This window comes from Vibrio sp. S457-15, assembly GCF_000960545.1.
GTDB classification, from domain to species: domain Bacteria; phylum Pseudomonadota; class Gammaproteobacteria; order Enterobacterales; family Vibrionaceae; genus Vibrio; species Vibrio parahaemolyticus.
In genome coordinates this window covers 348,970-365,106 of record NZ_JYOQ01000174.1, presented here as the reverse complement: position 1 = coordinate 365,106, position 16,137 = coordinate 348,970, and the positions used below count along the sequence as shown (strand labels likewise).

At 48.0% G+C, this 16,137-nt stretch carries 14 protein-coding genes and 1 pseudogene; 13 read left to right on the top strand and 2 right to left on the bottom strand.

The annotated features are described in order from the left end of the window. Positions 1 to 30 precede the first annotated feature (30 nt). Genes flgH through UF05_RS18945 form a run of 6 tightly spaced genes read left to right on the top strand, consistent with a single transcriptional unit; the run spans position 31 to position 5,716 of the window. Positions 31 to 702, top strand: coding sequence for a flagellar basal body L-ring protein FlgH (gene flgH / locus UF05_RS18970; protein ID WP_011106240.1), 672 nt, complete (start codon positions 31 to 33; stop codon positions 700 to 702). Further along, a complete protein-coding gene (locus UF05_RS18965) occupies positions 702 to 1,823 on the top strand; it encodes a flagellar basal body P-ring protein FlgI (RefSeq protein WP_045546296.1) in 1,122 nt (373 codons plus the stop codon). The genes flgH and UF05_RS18965 overlap by 1 nt, the downstream gene beginning before the upstream one ends. Positions 1,824 to 1,833: 10 nt before the next feature. Then, positions 1,834 to 2,373, top strand: coding sequence for a rod-binding protein (locus tag UF05_RS18960; RefSeq protein ID WP_045546295.1), 540 nt, complete (start codon positions 1,834 to 1,836; stop codon positions 2,371 to 2,373). Further along, entirely contained in the window at positions 2,374 to 3,747 is a 1,374-nt protein-coding gene (gene flgK / locus UF05_RS18955; RefSeq protein WP_005483982.1) for a flagellar hook-associated protein FlgK, read from the top strand. Between the two features lie 11 nt (positions 3,748 to 3,758). Beyond that, positions 3,759 to 4,658, top strand: a complete 900-nt coding sequence (gene flgL, locus UF05_RS18950; protein WP_005497981.1) for a flagellar hook-associated protein FlgL — start codon at positions 3,759 to 3,761, stop codon at positions 4,656 to 4,658. Between the two features lie 17 nt (positions 4,659 to 4,675). Then, the gene (locus tag UF05_RS18945) at positions 4,676 to 5,716 is read left to right on the top strand and encodes a flagellin (RefSeq protein ID WP_045546294.1); all 1,041 of its coding nucleotides are present in this window, start codon (positions 4,676 to 4,678) and stop codon (positions 5,714 to 5,716) included. 124 nt (positions 5,717 to 5,840) lie between these two features. Here the strand turns inward: UF05_RS18945 and UF05_RS18940 are convergent, their stop codons facing one another. Then, the gene (locus tag UF05_RS18940; protein WP_045546293.1) at positions 5,841 to 8,555 is read right to left on the bottom strand and encodes a DUF2339 domain-containing protein; all 2,715 of its coding nucleotides are present in this window, start codon (positions 8,553 to 8,555) and stop codon (positions 5,841 to 5,843) included. A 314-nt stretch (positions 8,556 to 8,869) separates the two neighbouring features. On the opposite strand from UF05_RS18940, the gene UF05_RS18935 reads away from it, so the two are divergent. From UF05_RS18935 to UF05_RS18920, 4 genes and pseudogenes are all read left to right on the top strand, one after another. Continuing rightward, positions 8,870 to 10,669 (top strand): cation:proton antiporter, encoded by a 1,800-nt coding sequence (locus UF05_RS18935; protein ID WP_020841775.1) that lies wholly within the window; start codon positions 8,870 to 8,872, stop codon positions 10,667 to 10,669. A 243-nt stretch (positions 10,670 to 10,912) separates the two neighbouring features. Continuing rightward, positions 10,913 to 11,932 (top strand): type 2 isopentenyl-diphosphate Delta-isomerase, encoded by a 1,020-nt coding sequence (gene fni / locus UF05_RS18930; protein WP_005481444.1) that lies wholly within the window; start codon positions 10,913 to 10,915, stop codon positions 11,930 to 11,932. Positions 11,933 to 12,092: 160 nt separating this feature from the next. Continuing rightward, positions 12,093 to 12,356 carry a DUF3012 domain-containing protein gene (locus UF05_RS18925; RefSeq protein WP_045546292.1) on the top strand — a complete coding sequence of 88 codons (264 nt, stop codon included), beginning with the start codon at positions 12,093 to 12,095 and terminating at the stop codon, positions 12,354 to 12,356. A gap of 351 nt (positions 12,357 to 12,707) precedes the next feature. Then, positions 12,708 to 13,105, top strand: a pseudogene (locus tag UF05_RS18920) (GFA family protein). Between the two features lie 108 nt (positions 13,106 to 13,213). On the opposite strand, the gene UF05_RS18915 reads toward UF05_RS18920, so the two are convergent. Further along, positions 13,214 to 13,564: a rhodanese-like domain-containing protein gene (locus UF05_RS18915; protein ID WP_005481539.1), complete on the bottom strand. Its 351-nt coding sequence runs from the start codon at positions 13,562 to 13,564 to the stop codon at positions 13,214 to 13,216. Between the two features lie 259 nt (positions 13,565 to 13,823). Here UF05_RS18915 and UF05_RS18910 point away from each other — a divergent pair, with 259 nt between their 5' ends. The 3 genes from UF05_RS18910 to UF05_RS25130 all read left to right on the top strand — a co-directional run bounded on the left by UF05_RS18910 (position 13,824) and on the right by UF05_RS25130 (position 16,061). Continuing rightward, a complete protein-coding gene (locus UF05_RS18910; RefSeq protein ID WP_005373989.1) occupies positions 13,824 to 14,114 on the top strand; it encodes a co-chaperone GroES in 291 nt (96 codons plus the stop codon). 33 nt (positions 14,115 to 14,147) lie between these two features. Next, positions 14,148 to 15,746: a chaperonin GroEL gene (groL, locus tag UF05_RS18905; protein WP_005463958.1), complete on the top strand. Its 1,599-nt coding sequence runs from the start codon at positions 14,148 to 14,150 to the stop codon at positions 15,744 to 15,746. A 105-nt stretch (positions 15,747 to 15,851) separates the two neighbouring features. Next, positions 15,852 to 16,061: a hypothetical protein gene (locus tag UF05_RS25130; RefSeq protein WP_005464025.1), complete on the top strand. Its 210-nt coding sequence runs from the start codon at positions 15,852 to 15,854 to the stop codon at positions 16,059 to 16,061. Positions 16,062 to 16,137 lie beyond the last annotated feature (76 nt).

The window sequence follows — 16,137 nt, the reverse complement described above, 5'->3', positions numbered from 1 at the left end:
ATGAAGTTGGTGATGATGAAGGAAAAAGCAATGAAATGGCTTTCTAAGAGTTGGGCAGTAGCCGTCGTGTTGCTGGTGGGATGTGCCGGACGTCAGGAGTTTATTCCGCCTCAGCCAAATGCTGAGGAGTATGCGCCGCCGAAGTTGGATTACACCTTACCAGACGCTCAATCTGGTAGCCTTTATCGTCACCAATACACGATGACTCTGTTCCAAGATCGTCGTGCGTACCGAGTCGGTGATGTGCTAACCGTGGTGCTTTCTGAAGAGACTTCTTCAAGCAAAAAAGCTGGAACCAAATTTGGTAAGAGCTCAGCGGTGAACTTTGCTGCGCCAACCATCGGCACTAAAAAGTTTGATGAACTTGGTGTGAGCATTGACGGCAGCCGAAATTTCGATGGCAGTGCGTCTAGCTCACAAGGCAACAAGCTCCAAGGTGCTATCACGGTCACGGTGCATGACGTGTTGCCAAATGGCGTATTGCGCATCAGTGGCGAAAAGTGGCTGCGCCTAAATCAAGGTGATGAATTTATCCGTTTGACGGGCATTGTTCGCGTCGATGACATCACTCGCAATAACCAAGTTTCTTCTCAACGAATTGCGGATGCTCGCATCACTTACGCTGGTCGCGGCGCGTTGGCAGACAGCAACGCTGCTGGGTGGCTGACTCAGTTCTTTAACAGCCCATGGGTACCATTCTAATGAAGCCAATCAATACCTTTTTTTCGTCTTTCCTACTGGCATTGACCTTAGGGCTTCCTGCGACTTCACAGGCTGAAGTGGAAATTCCTATTATGGATTTGGTGGATGTTCGAGGCATCCGCGAAAACCAATTAGTAGGTTACGGTTTGGTGGTTGGTCTTGCCGGCCAAGGTGACCGCAACCAAGTAAAATTTACCTCACAATCCATCACCAACATGTTGCGCCAATTTGGTGTTCAGATTGATGACAGCATGGACCCTAAACTGCGCAACGTAGCATCGGTAAGCGTGACGGCATCAGTAGACCCTATGGCGGGGCCTGGCCAAACCTTAGATGTGGTCGTGTCATCCATTGGTGATGCGAAAAGCTTGCGCGGCGGTACGCTGCTTCTTACGCCGCTACGCGGTATCGATGGTGAAGTGTACGCCATCGCGCAAGGTAGCGTTGTTGTGGGCGGTTTATCTGCTGAAGGTAAAAGTGGTTCGAAAGTCGAAGTGAATACGCCAACAGCGGGTCGTGTGCCGAATGGTGCAACGCTAGAGCGCGAAATCAAAACAGACTTCAACCAGCGCGATGAAATCACGCTGAACTTGCGCAAACCAAGTTTCACCACTGCAAAAAACATCGCACGTGAGATCAACAATACGTTTGGTCCGAACGTGGCTGTTGCCATCAACAAAGCACGCGTGGATATGCGAGCGCCGAAAGACACGCAACAACGCGTGATCATGATGTCGATGCTGGAAGAGATGAGCGTCGTGGAAGGTCGTAATCCTGCACGTATCGTCTTCAACTCCCGTACTGGCACCGTGGTGATTGGCAAGAATGTCAAAGTTGGCGAAGCGGCAGTAAGCCACGGCAACTTGACGGTGCGAATTTCAGAATCAGAAAAAGTCAGCCAGCCGAATGCGTTTGCTGATGGCGAGACAAAAGTCGTGAATCAAACGGATATTGATGTAAACGAAGAGCTCGCTCAAATGGTGATTTGGCCTCCGGGCACAGAGCTCAATACCATTGTCGATGCGGTCAACAGCTTAGGCGCAACCCCAACCGATTTAATGTCGATTCTTCAGGCACTAAATGAAGCAGGTGCGTTGAATGCTGAACTGGTCGTGATTTAAGGAGTGAACGATGAAACTAGACGGTAGCAGCGATCAAGCTCAATTGAACTCAATGCTTTATCACGACAACAGTGCGTTGGCGAACATCAAGCACAGTCGTGATCAAGAAGGCGCACTCGAAATGGTGGCGGGTCAGTTTGAAGCTATGTTCTTACAACTGGTGCTGCGTCAAATGCGCAGTAGCAGCGACGTGTTAGCGGACAAAGACAGCCCATTTTCAAGCAAACAACAAGGCGTTTTTCGCGACATGTACGATGGTCAGTTGGCGATGGAGTTGGCGAAAAAGCAAAGCTCTGGCATCGCTAATATGCTGATTCAGCAGCTGAGCCCTTCAATGCGCGAAGTGGCCTTCGATTCGGCGCGCAATGTGTCTTCTGCAAATGACGGTAAACCGGTCGATTCTGAATCGATATCACAGCTTGAACTCGAAGAAATTCCCGACCCATTTAACTCAACGGCTCAAGCGGTCGCCTCAGTTAAACAAGTGCTTGGAGAAGCCGGTATGACGACCGCTTTTTCTCAGCCGCTGATCAGGAAAATGGAGCTGTAAATGAACCTAGTTAATATCGCCCTCTCAGGTTTAAACGCAAACCGCGTTGCACTTGACGTGACGGCGCAAAACGTTGCGAACGTCAACACGCCAGGATACAGCCGTCAACAAGCGTTGATGGCGACAGTTGGCGATGGTAAGTCCAACCGCTTAAGCTCTGGTATGGGCGTGGAAGTGACCAGCATCCGCCGTGTAACTGATCAGTTCTTGGTTAAACAAACTTGGTCTACCAATAGTTTGGCGGCTTACGCGGCTGGTTACACCAGCAACATGAGCCAACTAGAAAACACCTTGGGTGCAGACGGATTTAGTATCTCTGCTGGCTTAGATTCGCTTAACGCCGCGCTTAACGACGCGACAGTGAAGCCAGAATCGATGCCTTACCGCCAGCAAATCATCAATGAATCAGAAGCGTTGGCTCGACGCTTCAACACACTAACTCAGTCTTTGCACAACCAACATAAAGACATGAACGATCAGCGCACCGCTGCGCTGACTCATGCAAACAGTCTGATGTCGAACATCGCTCACGTGAACAAGCAAATCGTTGAAATGCAAGGTACAGGCGGTAACCCAGCTCAATTGATGGACACGCGTGAAAAGCTGATCGGTGAGCTGTCACAAGTGATCGAAGTGAAAACAACCGATCAACCGGATGGCAGCATGCAGGTGACATTGGTTTCTGGTCAGCCGTTAGTCATGGGCTCGGACTTTGGTCAACTGTCTGCGATTCCTGATCCAAGCGATCCGTATCTTGCGGATCTGCACGTGAATTTTGCTAATCAAAGCTTCGCTATTGGCGATTCGGTCGGGGGTAAGTTGGGTGCCATCAACGATTACCAAACCGACGTTCTAAAGCCAAACCAAGTGGCGCTTGATGATATGGCAAAAGCTCTGGCAGATGAGTACAACGCGGTACTTGCTACAGGTAAAGACTTGAAAGGCAATGCCGGCAAACCACTGTTTAACTACGACCCTGATAACCCAGCGGCAAGTTTAACCATCACAGATTTGAGCGCGGAAGAATTGGCGTTTTCAAGCGATGGTACGCCGGGTAACGCGAATGTTCTTAAATCTTTGATTGATTTGAGTAACAAACCGGTTGCGGTAACGGGCTACGGCTCAGTGAGCTTGAACGATGCCTTTACCTCAATGGTTGGCCAAACGGCGATCAAAGCGCGTCAGGCAGATGCGGATTACCAAGCAAAACTGGCAATGAGTAAGCAAGCGCATACCGCTCGCGACAACGTAAGTGCAGTGAACAGCGATGAAGAAGCCGCGAACTTGATGACGTTTGCTAACGCGCACAATGCCAACATGAAAGTGATCAGTACGGCGAACCAGCTGTTCGACTCTGTATTGCAGTTATTCTAGAGGAAACCCAGATGCGAATCAGTGATAACCAATTCAGCCAAATGATGCTGCAAAGCCTGCAGAGCAACAGCGCAGGCCTTGGGAAAGTACTTCAACAAATGTCGACACGTGAGCGACTGACTAAGCTGTCTGATGATCCAATGGCGTCTATCAAGCTGCTTAACTTGGAACGCGAAAACAGCGCGATTGCTCAATACCAAAGCAACATCGCAAACCTGAAAACAACGCTTTCAAGCCAAGAGACACACCTAGACTCAGTGAGCGAAAGTTTGAAAAGCATGCGTGACATTGTTCTTTGGGGCGCGAACGGTTCGTTAACGGATCAAGACCGTAGCGGCATGATCACCGAACTGAAAAGCTACCGTGACTCCATCGAATCGTCTTTCAATGCGCAAGATGAAGAAGGCCACTTTCTGTTTTCGGGCACAAAAACCGATACCGCGGCTCTGAATAAATCAAGTGGCGCTTATGTGGTCGAAGGCAACAGCGATGTTCGTGTGGTGACGGTGGCGAAAGGCGTGACCATGGATTCGAACATGACCGCACAAGAGATCCTAGATATTGGTGGCGGCAAGAACGTTCTTAACCAAATTGATGCTTTGATTGCAGAATTTGAGAAGCCGAGTCCGAATTTTCAAGCCGAAGTGGACGCTAGCCTAAACGCCATCGATGATACGATGGCAAACGTACTAGGCGCGATGACGGAAATCGGTGGTCGCCATAACAACCTAGATTTGATGGACGGTGCACACAGCGAAAACAAGCTGTTTGTCGACAAAGTCTCTGGTGACTTATCTGCATTGGACTACGGTGAAGCTTCGGTACGTTTAAGCAACTACATGGCTGCTCTGCAAGCTACGCAGGCGAGCTACGTGAAGATCAACGATCTTTCATTGTTTGACCGTATTTAAGGTTAGGAAGTTCTTTTATGGTAATGAGTACAGTAGAGGTTAGAGCCCATAGCATACGCTTGGGTGGCCAAGAACAAGCCTCTATCATGCCAACCCGCTCTGCGGATTCAAGCGGTACGATCAAACCGCGTCCAATTCAAGTTCAGGCTGACACCGCGTCAGCCTATTCTGTTTCAGGCATTCAACTGACTCAGGGACAGCAACAAGCAACAGCGGTACAAATTGCTTCAAAATCACTGCAAACCATTGGTAAAGAGCTAACGCACATTAAACGTGGGTTAACTCAAGCCGTTACGCAAGGCACACAAAATGTGCCTGGGTTGCAAGATACGCTTGTGCGCTCTAAAGCGAACATTCAACGTGTTGTGGAACAAGCGCGTTTTGATGGCCAGAAGGTGATTGATAACGAGTTGCATCTCAAGTTGGATAAAGCCGATATTCGTCGCTTCTCTATCCCAGGTTTGAATGTGCATCGTCTCAGTGACCGAGCGGAACAAATTCGTTTGGATTTCCCTCAGGGCCAAGCGGTGATGATTCAGTTTGACGGTCAATCGGACGGCGCACGCACGGTGAAAATGCTCGACCGCAGTTTAATTGCAATGGGCATGCGCGCATCATTGGCTGAAGACGGCACCATTTTGTTTGAAGCGCGCGATAACGCTTATCAACAAATGCAGCAGAAGGTTTTGGTTACGGGCGAAGGGCATCGCTTCCCTGCTGGCCAGCCAAATGTGCTGAACTTGAAATCTGAGCCGGACGGCATTGCAGAGCTGAGTTTTGATTTAGGCTCTCGTGATGGCATCAAACAGACCATCTCGAAAGTCAATCAGCACTTAAGACAAGTGCAAACCAGCTTAGAAGAAGCGAAAGCTTTTCATGGCGAGTTGAACACGCAGATGCGCTCAATCCAAAGCAAAAGTCATCAACTTTCGGTAGATGAAGTGAACGCAAAACTGGATGGTTTTATGGAGACGTCTGGTCAGTTTACCTCGACGTTCCAAGCGTTAAATGCGCAAGCGAATGTTCGCCGTCATACGGTGGTTGCATTGTTGAAATAACGCCGTTTCAAAGAACACTCCAATGATTCCCGGCTTTACATTTTTGCTGCCCCCCAATAACGGCGAAAATGCATTGTCGGGAATCTCTCTTTTCCGCTTATCTTTTTGTGTTGAAGAACGTCGATTATGACTCAGAGGTCTGAGTGACTGAGCGATGCAGTTTTTGAAATAGCCACCCTAAAGCAATAAGTGATGCCCCCAAGCCTAAGAAGCTGATGGCGCGCCAGAACCCGTCCAAAGAGCTTACATCCCACAAGAAGACTTTCAATGCCACAAAGGCCAGTATAATTAAGCCGATGCGTTGCATCATCATCGCCTTGTGAGTGACGCCACGCCAAGTCAAAGTGCCACCAACCATTAATCCTGCCACTGAGTAGCTAAACAATTCCGCCATACCAGTCGGCTGAAACAGCGTCATTGACGTGGTTTGCCAGAACTGTCGAATCGACATCCCTAGCCAAATGGCCGCTAATGCAAAGCCAAGACATGCGACCGCTAATCGGTGTACACGCAGCGTATTCCAGCGTCTAATGACCGCAGCAATGAGAATGCACGCTGGCAGAAGCCAACCTAAACTCAGCATGTTGAACACCGGCATGGCTTGTGCCGATACGTTGTTGGTGATGAGTGGCGATTCAACGCTGTTCAGCCATACCGTCAATAGCGCGAATGCGCCCCACAATAAGTAGCTGTAGGCTTGATAAACAAGGGTGAGCTGCTGAGCAAATTGGCTGCGATAACTGTAAACCAAGCCCATAACCAGTGCTTGATTGGCAAAGACCACGGCACTTGTGAAATCGATGTGCCCCAAATAGCCGTATTGTCCCGTTAACCAGTAGTTGGTTTGGGTGAACAACGCCATTAAGAACACATGCAAAAACGCCCCTTCGAACCAGTTGGTCAGGTCGGAATCTTGTTTCGCTAGCACGCTTCGGGCATAGGCTAAGATAGCCAAGGACGGCACGTAACTAAGAATGACCCAAGCCCAATGCCCACTTTCAACCGGCTGCCATTGTGGAATAAATGGCAGCAACGTGAGACGAACCACCAAAATACCCATCACGATTTTGACCGCCCAACTTGCTGGGCGAAAAAAACCGGCTTGGATTTGCAGTGCCATCACCGCGACTTGTATCGAAATGGCAGTGGTGAGCCAAGTGTCGCTTAACCAAACGAAAGCGACGCCAGAAATCAGAGCGTGAACGACCGCTGAACATTCAAGTGCAAGAGAGCGAAGGCGCTGGCTAAGGAACGCATAATAGGCCGCGATGAGCGCGCAGAACAACGTCCAGTACAGGGCGTAACCGTGCATGAATTCGTCAGCATAAAACAACGTGACCAAACCCATCGTTGGTGCTAGCACCAACAAAAGCACGTTGCTGATTTGCGAACGGTCACTCAAAGATTGGCAATAGGTTCTAAAGCCAATCAGCGCAATACTCACCGCAAATGCGAATAGGATGCTGGCTTCTCGCTCTAACATATACAGCGCATCAAACGCGATGGTGAGAACAATCAGCGCGGTTGCCGAGACGAGTATGGATGGCAAAAATACACGTAACGACCAGCCTGTACGCAGTGCTGGTAGCCAGATGATCGCCACAAGCAGCGTATAACAGTACGCCATTTGTAGAGTGTTCAGTTCCGGCATTCTGGTGATAGCAGAAAAGGTCAATAACGCTACTGCAAGAGAGGTCGCGGTTGGTTGATTTGTCCACTTGCTTTGATAGTGGCGAAAACGAGGATTGAGCATCCAACCCATTCTCGGAACCGCGAAAATGAGATACAAAGTGATGGAGAGATAAATCGCGAGCCACGAGAACAGCAGTTCAGTTGGAATACTCTCAATCAACAGCAGCATCCAAATGACATGCGGAACGGCGATGCTTGGCGCAATCCATGCCCGATGCACTTTTTGCATCAATAAGGTCGCCGCGAACGAAATCGCGCAGATGTATCCGGCTAACAAAAAGTAGTTCGGTTCATTACCTCCAATCCAAAGCGGAGCGGTGTAGCCACCGATTAAACCGAGCACCGCCATTAACGGCCCTTGTCGTAATGACAACGCTAAACTGCAAAATGCCGCCGCAGCCAAGATGATCAGCGAGACACTTGGCGTTAGCATTTGATAAACCACAAAAGCAAAAATAACGGTGCAGTAAATGCCCGTTAGCCCCGTTCCGGTGACAGCAGCAGGCACATAGGTAAAGCCTTGAGCTCGTGCAGCGCGATCCGGGTTGTTTTGCTCTTTTCGATGAAACCACTCGCCAGCGAGTACCATAAGTAACGAGAGTGAAAAGGCAAAAGAAACACGCATAAGTGGCGAAAACTCAATATGGCTACCAATCACTTGTACCAGATAGCCGCCACCGATCAACATGGCTAATGCGCCGACCCAAACTAGCCAGTTCTCTTGGAAGTTAGCAATGAGTTTTTGCGCGTGCTTCTGGATTAGTGGGTCTTCTTGCTGAGTAAACGTCGCCAACTGAACTTGTGTTTGCTGGCTTTGGTTGAGTTCGGTTTGCTCTTGCTCGCTATGGTGCTGCTGAGTTGCAAGGTATGAAGGCTCAAATTCAGACTCGATGTTGCTTGGAGCGCTTAATGCCGAGTCGCCAGAATCTGAACGCATCGAAGAGGCCGCCCCAAGGCTGGATTCCGATGTGTCAGGCTCTGGTTGGGAGGCTTCGAGTTTCGAATCGCGACGCGTGCTGACGCGAAGATAGGCAACTTCTTTCTGTAATTTCGACAGTTCTTTTTCCAGCAACGATATCCGACTGGCGGCTTTCAAACCGATCAATATGGCAAAAAAAGCCGTGATCAGCGCAAGTGTCGTAAACAATCCATTTCTCCCTATCCTTGGTCGTTTGTCTCACACGATAGATGATTCTTAACTTTGAGCACGTACACTAAAGCTTAGTTCATGCTCTATGCCTGAGCGTTTTATGATGCTAGGTTCCGCGTGAAATTTTGTACCCACTTTACCTTGCTCTGAGGGGAACTGCGAGAATGACGCAAGTCTTGATGCAGTTTCTGGACGACTTTTCGGCACACATCGCCGCTAAGTCACTGGGTATAAACTATATTCATAATTCTAAGGGTCAACGCATCCTAGCGCTGTGACGCTAAAACAACGATAAAAATAGGTGACGATAGATGCAAGTGGGTAATGAAGCGCTGGTGCTGTCAGCGGTAGGGGTCATTGGTTTGGGCTGTCAGTGGTTAGCTTGGCGGCTGCGCTTGCCAGCCATTTTGTTTTTGCTGTTGGCTGGCCTCATCGTCGGGCCATTTATGCAATGGCTCAAACCCGATGAAATTTTGGGAAATTTGCTCTTTCCGTTGGTCTCATTAGCGGTGGCAGTCATTTTATTTGAAGGCAGTTTGACCTTAAATTTTAAAGAAATTCGTGGCGTGAGTGGGTCGGTATGGAGCATTGTTTCCATCGGGGCGATCATCTCGTGGGCGGCAACCAGTGTTGCGACACACTATTTCCTTGGTTTTACATGGGAGCTCGCCATGTTGTTCGGCAGCTTAACCGTTGTCACGGGGCCGACAGTTATCGTGCCGCTGCTTCGGACGGTAAGGCCTAACAGTACACTTGCCAATATTTTGCGCTGGGAAGGGATCTTAATCGACCCTCTTGGTGCGCTGTTTGTGGTGATGGTGTATGAGTTTATCGTGTCGCACAGCGCCGTAAACAGCATGGAAGTCTTTGGCACCATTATTGCCGTAGGTGTCATTTTAGGTGTGGCGTCTGGTGCAGCCGTGGCGACGGTATTGCGTCGAGCGTGGTTGCCGGAATACTTGCAGCCTTTTGCGGTTTTAATGGTAGTACTGGGCGTATTTTCGGTCTCTAACCACATCGAATCAGAAGCAGGGTTATTAACCGTTACTGTGATGGGCATGTGGCTTGCCAACGCGAAAGACATCAACATTCAGCAAATTCTGCATTTTAAAGAGCACTTGACCATTTTGCTGATCACCGGTTTGTTCATCTTTCTTGCGGCTCGAATCAGCTTGGATGATTTTGCAGCGCTGGGTAGTGGTGCGTTGCTGCTGTTTGTCTTTATGCAGTTGGTGTCGCGTCCGTTATCGATTTTTCTTTCTACGATGCGCAGCAACTTGAACCTTAAAGACAAGCTCTTTTTGTCTTGGGTGGCGCCACGCGGTATTGTTGCCGCGTCGATTTCGTCTCTGTTTGCGATTAAGTTGACTGAATACGGAGTCGATGGAGCAAGCTTACTGGTGCCAATGACCTTTATGGTGATCATCGGTACGGTGGTATTACAAAGTGCCACTGCTCGCCCTATGGCGATTGCATTGGGTGTCGCTGAACCTGCGCCGAGAGGCTTCCTACTTATTGGGGCGAACCGAGTCGCACGTGAAATTGGCCAAGCGTTAGCGCGTTATGATCGACGTGTATTGATGACGGACTCGAACTGGGAGTACATCAGCCAAGTTCGTATGATGGGTCTGGATTATTATTACGGTAACCCGATTTCTAGCCATGCGGATGACAACCTGAACATGATTGGCATTGGTCAAGTGGTCGCACTCACGCCAGATCAACACTTCAACATCATGGCATGTATGCAATTTGTTGACGAGTTCGGCGAAGATAAAGTGCATTGTCTGCAAAAAGTGAAGACGAATGGAAACGGCAGTGAGAAGCACTCTGTTGCTCAGGAGTATCACGGCAAGCTGTTGATGGGGGGCAATGTTAGTTACACCCAGCTAGCGAGCCTGTTAAGCCGAGGCGCGGAAATCAAGCACACCAAACTGAGTGAGAACTTCACTTACCAAGATTATTTGGAACATCACAAAACCAATTTGGTGATCCCGCTGTTTAATGTCGAAGACAAAGGCAAAATCCAATTCTGTGATGATCCGGATCAGTTTGCGCCAAGTTCGACAAGTACCATTGTGTCGCTAATTCTGCCTGAAAGCGCACAATAGAACGCAAAACATCTATTTCACCGCCTTTAAGTTGGCATCCTGTCCGTTTGTTATCCAAGCTTAGGGAGTAACTCGCCGTTATCGTTTTAAACGAGAGGGTGGGTTTCTCTTCCTATAATTTCAGAGTAAATAACGATTCATTGCTGGTTTCGGAAATGCAATGTACCTATTTCAGAAAATTCGCATTGACGTTACTGATAAGGATGGCAATACTGCGCGACTGTTTTACTTTAGGGTGACATTATGGCTCCGCAAACTAACCGAAAAGACTTACATTTAGACGCTGTTTTACATCATGACATGAGCATGAAAAAGAAAACGGCGGGTTTTGAGTCTGTCGAGTTTGAACATTGTGCGCTGCCAGAATGTGACTTCAACACTATCGATTTATCGACGGAGTTTCTTGGCCATCGATTGGCGCTGCCGTTTTTGATCAGCTCCATGACGGGGGGAGCGAGAGACGCCGAAACGATCAACTGCCGCTTAGCTGAAGCCGCAAGCGAGTTAGGTATCGCGATGGGTGTGGGCTCTCAGCGGATCAGCTTAGAAGAAAGCCAGCACTCTGGCTTGGGTAAAACCATCCGTGAACTCGCGAAAGGTGTGCCGCTGTACTCAAACTTAGGAGCTGCTCAACTGCGTGACAAAGGCAAATTGGATAACGCCCAACGTGCGGTTGAGGCGATTCAAGCAGATGCCTTGTTTGTGCACGTTAATCCGATGCAAGAAGCGTTTCAGAAAAACGGCGATCACAATTGGATTGGTGTATTGCACGCTATTGAGCAACTAAAGCCGCGCGTTAACGTTCCTATCATCATCAAAGAAGTGGGCTTTGGTATTAGCGGTGACGTGGCGCAGCGACTGGTTGATGCGGGCGTGGACGCAATTGACGTCGCGGGCGCTGGTGGCACAAGTTGGAGTGCGGTTGAAGGGTATTGCCAAGACAACCCTCACATGCAGCGCGCAGCAGAGCTTTTCCGTGATTGGGGTATTCCGACGGCAACGTGTTTGGCTCAAATACGTGCGCAGCATCCTAAATTGCCTTTGATCGCCTCTGGTGGTATCCACAATGGACTTGAGGCGGCGAAAGCGATTCATTTAGGCGCGAACCTCGTAGGTCAAGCTGGTGCAGTATTGAAAGCTGCAACCATCAGCACGCAGTTGGTGGTCGATCATTTTGAACAAATGGCGTTAGAGCTGCGTTTGGCCTGCTTTGGCACTGGATCGGCGAAGGTGAACGCGTTAACTAAAGCGCGTCGTCTGTAAGACCAGATATGGTGTGATTATCACAGCGTCGCTCAATAAATTTTCGGTGTCTTAACACGTAGACTGATAATTTCGTTATAGTTGATACAAAAGTCACTTTGATTAACAACGATTGTTGAAGTGATGGGTATTTAATTGTTTGCAACTGGAACCTGAATTTATGAAAAAACTAGTCATGCTGATGTTAGCTGTGTCTGCTTTAACTGCTTATAGCGATGAAGTGGGCACCGAAGGCTGGTGTAACGACATGCGCGATAAGCCAAAAACAGAATGGACAGCAGACAATGCCGTCGATTTTGCAAAGCACTGTGTTCTTCAAGATGGTGTTGGCAGCGAGCAATGGTGTGAGAGCTTGAAAGACAAGCCAAAAGGTGACTGGACAGCAAACGAAGCAACCAGCTTTACTAAGCACTGCATTTTCTAAGCACTGAACTTGCTTAACACGATGTCTCTTATGAAGAGCGATGGCGTGGTTAAATAAAATATTAAGAAAACACCAAGCATCTTGCTTGGTGTTTTTGTATCCGAAAAGCTCGTTTTACTTTTCTCTGATCGTCTTTCTGTTTTCCTACCGTTTGGCGTTAGGATGAATGAGCTTTAGGACTCATGCTTCTCGCCGTCGCGGTAGAAATGAACTTTCATCGCGTTGTGGTTTTTATATTTTCGTTTCATTTTTGAAAACCTGCATTACCCGTCTTTAATTTGTCGTCTTGTGGTGGCATGGTGACGAGACCATCACCAATCTCACGTAGGTTCATAATAAAAAGGGACTCAAATGGAAGTACTCAAAGGCTCATGTCTGTGTGGCAAGGTAAAACTCGAATGGCGGATGAATTCAAATACATGGGCAACTGCCATTGCTCTGAATGTCGAAAATTTACTGGCTCTGACTATTCATCGGCGGGCGGAATTGCTCTAGATAAGTTGCTCATTATCCAAGGGAAAGAGGATATTCAAACTTATCAGAAAAGTGAAAATACCGAGCTGTGTTTTTGTCGCCATTGCGGCTTAAGTTTGTATTCGAAAAAGAATAACGGAATCGTCAATATTCGCTTAGGTGCGTTGGACGATGCCCCATCTCACAAACCAAGCTTTCATATTTTCGTGGCGTCAAAAGCGCCGTGGTTAGAAATAACCGACAACCTGACCCAGTTTGAGGCAGGGCCAAAGTAGTGATGTGACAGAAGTTAAGTATTAAACAGTAGAGCGCGTTGCCGCTAATCAGCAACGCGCTCTGTTTTTCCAGATGAAAAACGAGTCATGTGTTAACAAAACGAGGGATTATTGGGCGTTTTGCAACTCTTCCAGGCCGCCTGCATTGTGCAGATTTGTGAACCCTTGCGATTGCAAATATTGGTAGGCTTGGCCCGAGCGGTTACCACTGCGGCAATACAGCACAATCAATTGATCTTTTTTGACGTCTTTAAAATGTTTATCAAGCTCAGATAGAGGGAAATTCACCGCATTGTCTAAATGCCCCTCAGAGAACTCTTGCGGAGTGCGCACATCGACGATCATTGCGCCTTGCTCTATCAGTTGCCATCCTTGTTCCGCGCGTTCAGAAGCCGCTACGTTAGGAGCGAGCAATCCTAAGCTCAGCGTTGCAAGAAACAGAGAAATTGCCTTTTTCATTCTTTCGTCATCCTTATCAAACTATGTGTGCCACTGCGTAAAATAGCCTTCATCATAGACTCATTCTGACGGATGGTGAATGAGAATTTTTGATAGAGAATTTTATTTAGTTCGATAAAAAATTTTTATTAAATTTCCCCCTTGAACTCCAATTTTTCGACCTTATTATTTTCATCGAAAACGAGCAGACGACTCGTTAATCCATCTTTATGTTCAAACTATGTCTTTTATTTTTGGTTCTAAGTAGGAGGCACTTCAAATGAAAATTCGTCCTTTAAATGACAAGCTAATTGTTGAAAGACAAGAGGTGGAAAATAAATCTGAAGGGGGAATCGTTTTAACGTCTCAGTCGGTGAAAAAATCAAACCGCGGGAAAGTCATTGCTGTTGGTTTAGGTAAACGCCTTGAAAATGGCGAACGCGCTGCGATGGAAGTCAAAGTGGGCGACCAAATCATTTTCAATGACGGTTACGGCGTGAAAACCGAGAAAATTGACGGCGCAGAATACTTGATTCTGTCCGAATCTGATGTGTTAGCAATCGTTGAGTAATTATTTTTGTAGTAGTTTTTTGAGGAGATAATTATGGCTGCAAAAGACGTATTATTTGCTAATGACGCACGTCAAAAAATGCTGAAAGGTGTGAACTTACTGGCGGATGCAGTAAAAGTGACACTTGGTCCTAAAGGCCGCAACGTTGTGCTTGATAAATCTTACGGCGCGCCAACGATCACCAAAGATGGCGTGTCTGTAGCGAAAGAAATCGAACTGAAAGACAAGTTCGAAAACATGGGCGCACAAATGGTGAAACAAGTGGCGTCCAAAGCGAATGATGAAGCGGGTGACGGTACAACGACGGCTACCGTACTGGCGCAATCTTTCATCAATGAAGGTCTTAAAGCGGTAGCCTCTGGCATGAACCCAATGGACCTAAAACGTGGTATCGACAAAGCCACTGAAGCGGCGGTTGAGAAACTACGTGAAATGTCTAAGCCATGCAGCGACAAAGAATCCATCACCCAAGTGGGTAGCATTTCTGCAAACAGCGATCGCGCGATCGGTGAAATCATTGCAGAAGCGATGGAAAAAGTGGGTCGCAATGGCGTGATTACGGTTGAAGAAGGCCAAGGTCTAGACAACGAATTGTCTGTGGTTGAAGGTATGCAATTCGACCGCGGTTACTTGTCGCCATACTTCATCACTAACCAAGAAAATGGCAGCGTAGAGCTAGACAACCCTTACATCCTATTGGTGGACAAAAAAGTCAGCAGCATCCGCGAGCTATTGCCAGTGCTAGAAGAAGTGGCGAAATCTTCTCGCTCGCTATTGATCATTGCTGAAGACATCGAAGGTGAAGCGCTAGCGACATTGGTTGTGAACAACATGCGTGGCATCGTGCGTGCGACGGCGGTGAAAGCACCTGGTTTTGGTGACAACCGTAAAGCGATGATGGAAGACATTGCGGTACTAACCGCAGGTACGGTCATCTCTGAAGAAATCGGCCTAGAGCTTGAAAAAGCAACGCTAGAGCAACTAGGTAGCGCGAAGAAAGTTACCATCACCAAAGACACAACAACCATCGTGGGTGGTGCAGCAGAAGCAAGCGCGATTGCTGATCGTGTGGCTTCGATTGAAAAACAAATCGAAACAACCACCTCTCAATACGATAAAGACAAGCTTCAACAACGTGTTGCGAAGCTTTCTGGCGGCGTAGCGGTGATCAAGATCGGCGCTGCAACCGAAGTTGAGATGAAAGAGAAGAAAGACCGCGTGGATGATGCGCTACACGCTACTCGCGCAGCGGTTGAAGAAGGTATTGTTGCTGGTGGTGGTGTTGCTCTAACTAAGATCGCGAAAGAATTGGCTGATCTAAAAGGCGACAATGATGACCAAAACGTGGGTATCCGAGTTGCGCTACGTGCAATGGAAGAGCCTCTTCGTCAAATCGCAACCAACGCAGGTGACGAAGCTTCAGTTGTGGCGAATGCTGTCAAAGCGGGTGATGCCGATTACGGTTATAACGCTGCGACAGGTGAATACGGCAACATGATCGAAATGGGTATCTTGGACCCTGCGAAAGTAACACGCTCAGCGCTTCAATTCGCAGCGTCTGTTGCTGGCTTGATGATCACCACTGAAGCGATGATCACCAACCACGTTGAAGACAAAGAACTTGATATCTAACGTTACCAATCGTTAGTGATTAAGTAAGCGTTAAAACAACAATAACATTGCAAAACCTAAGCGGGCTCGCTTGAGCCCGCGAATCAGTCATTTGAGGTAAGTGTTATGACCCGTTTGCCTGCGTTTTCTTTCTCAATATCTGAGCCGGGCGGTAATGAAGCTTCGTCAACGTGGCCGACTGCTATTCACTTCCCCCTCGTTCCAGCTGGGCCAGAGTTTTCGATCGAAAATGCTCTGCCTAAACGTCCGACAGTGACGATATTCACTATCGATCTGTCTCAGTTACTTAAAGGGGACGCTCGGGTCATTCATTAACTGCATCGAAACAGCCAGCGTAAGTTGGCTGTTTTTTTTCATTTCTGGGTGTAGGTCAAACTATTGATAATGTGAA

Bases quoted from the DNA above. Each gene is read 5' to 3' on its own strand.
- flgH (WP_011106240.1), top strand. From the start codon at position 31: ATGAAATGGCTTTCTAAGAGTTGGGCAGTAGCCGTCGTGTTGCTGGTG.
- UF05_RS18965 (WP_045546296.1), top strand. From the start codon at position 702: ATGAAGCCAATCAATACCTTTTTTTCGTCTTTCCTACTGGCATTGACC.
- UF05_RS18960 (WP_045546295.1), top strand. From the start codon at position 1,834: ATGAAACTAGACGGTAGCAGCGATCAAGCTCAATTGAACTCAATGCTT.
- flgK (WP_005483982.1), top strand. From the start codon at position 2,374: ATGAACCTAGTTAATATCGCCCTCTCAGGTTTAAACGCAAACCGCGTT.
- flgL (WP_005497981.1), top strand. From the start codon at position 3,759: ATGCGAATCAGTGATAACCAATTCAGCCAAATGATGCTGCAAAGCCTG.
- UF05_RS18945 (WP_045546294.1), top strand. From the start codon at position 4,676: ATGGTAATGAGTACAGTAGAGGTTAGAGCCCATAGCATACGCTTGGGT.
- UF05_RS18935 (WP_020841775.1), top strand. From the start codon at position 8,870: ATGCAAGTGGGTAATGAAGCGCTGGTGCTGTCAGCGGTAGGGGTCATT.
- fni (WP_005481444.1), top strand. From the start codon at position 10,913: ATGGCTCCGCAAACTAACCGAAAAGACTTACATTTAGACGCTGTTTTA.
- UF05_RS18925 (WP_045546292.1), top strand. From the start codon at position 12,093: ATGAAAAAACTAGTCATGCTGATGTTAGCTGTGTCTGCTTTAACTGCT.
- UF05_RS18915 (WP_005481539.1), bottom strand. From the start codon at position 13,564: ATGAAAAAGGCAATTTCTCTGTTTCTTGCAACGCTGAGCTTAGGATTG.
- UF05_RS18910 (WP_005373989.1), top strand. From the start codon at position 13,824: ATGAAAATTCGTCCTTTAAATGACAAGCTAATTGTTGAAAGACAAGAG.
- groL (WP_005463958.1), top strand. From the start codon at position 14,148: ATGGCTGCAAAAGACGTATTATTTGCTAATGACGCACGTCAAAAAATG.
- UF05_RS25130 (WP_005464025.1), top strand. From the start codon at position 15,852: ATGACCCGTTTGCCTGCGTTTTCTTTCTCAATATCTGAGCCGGGCGGT.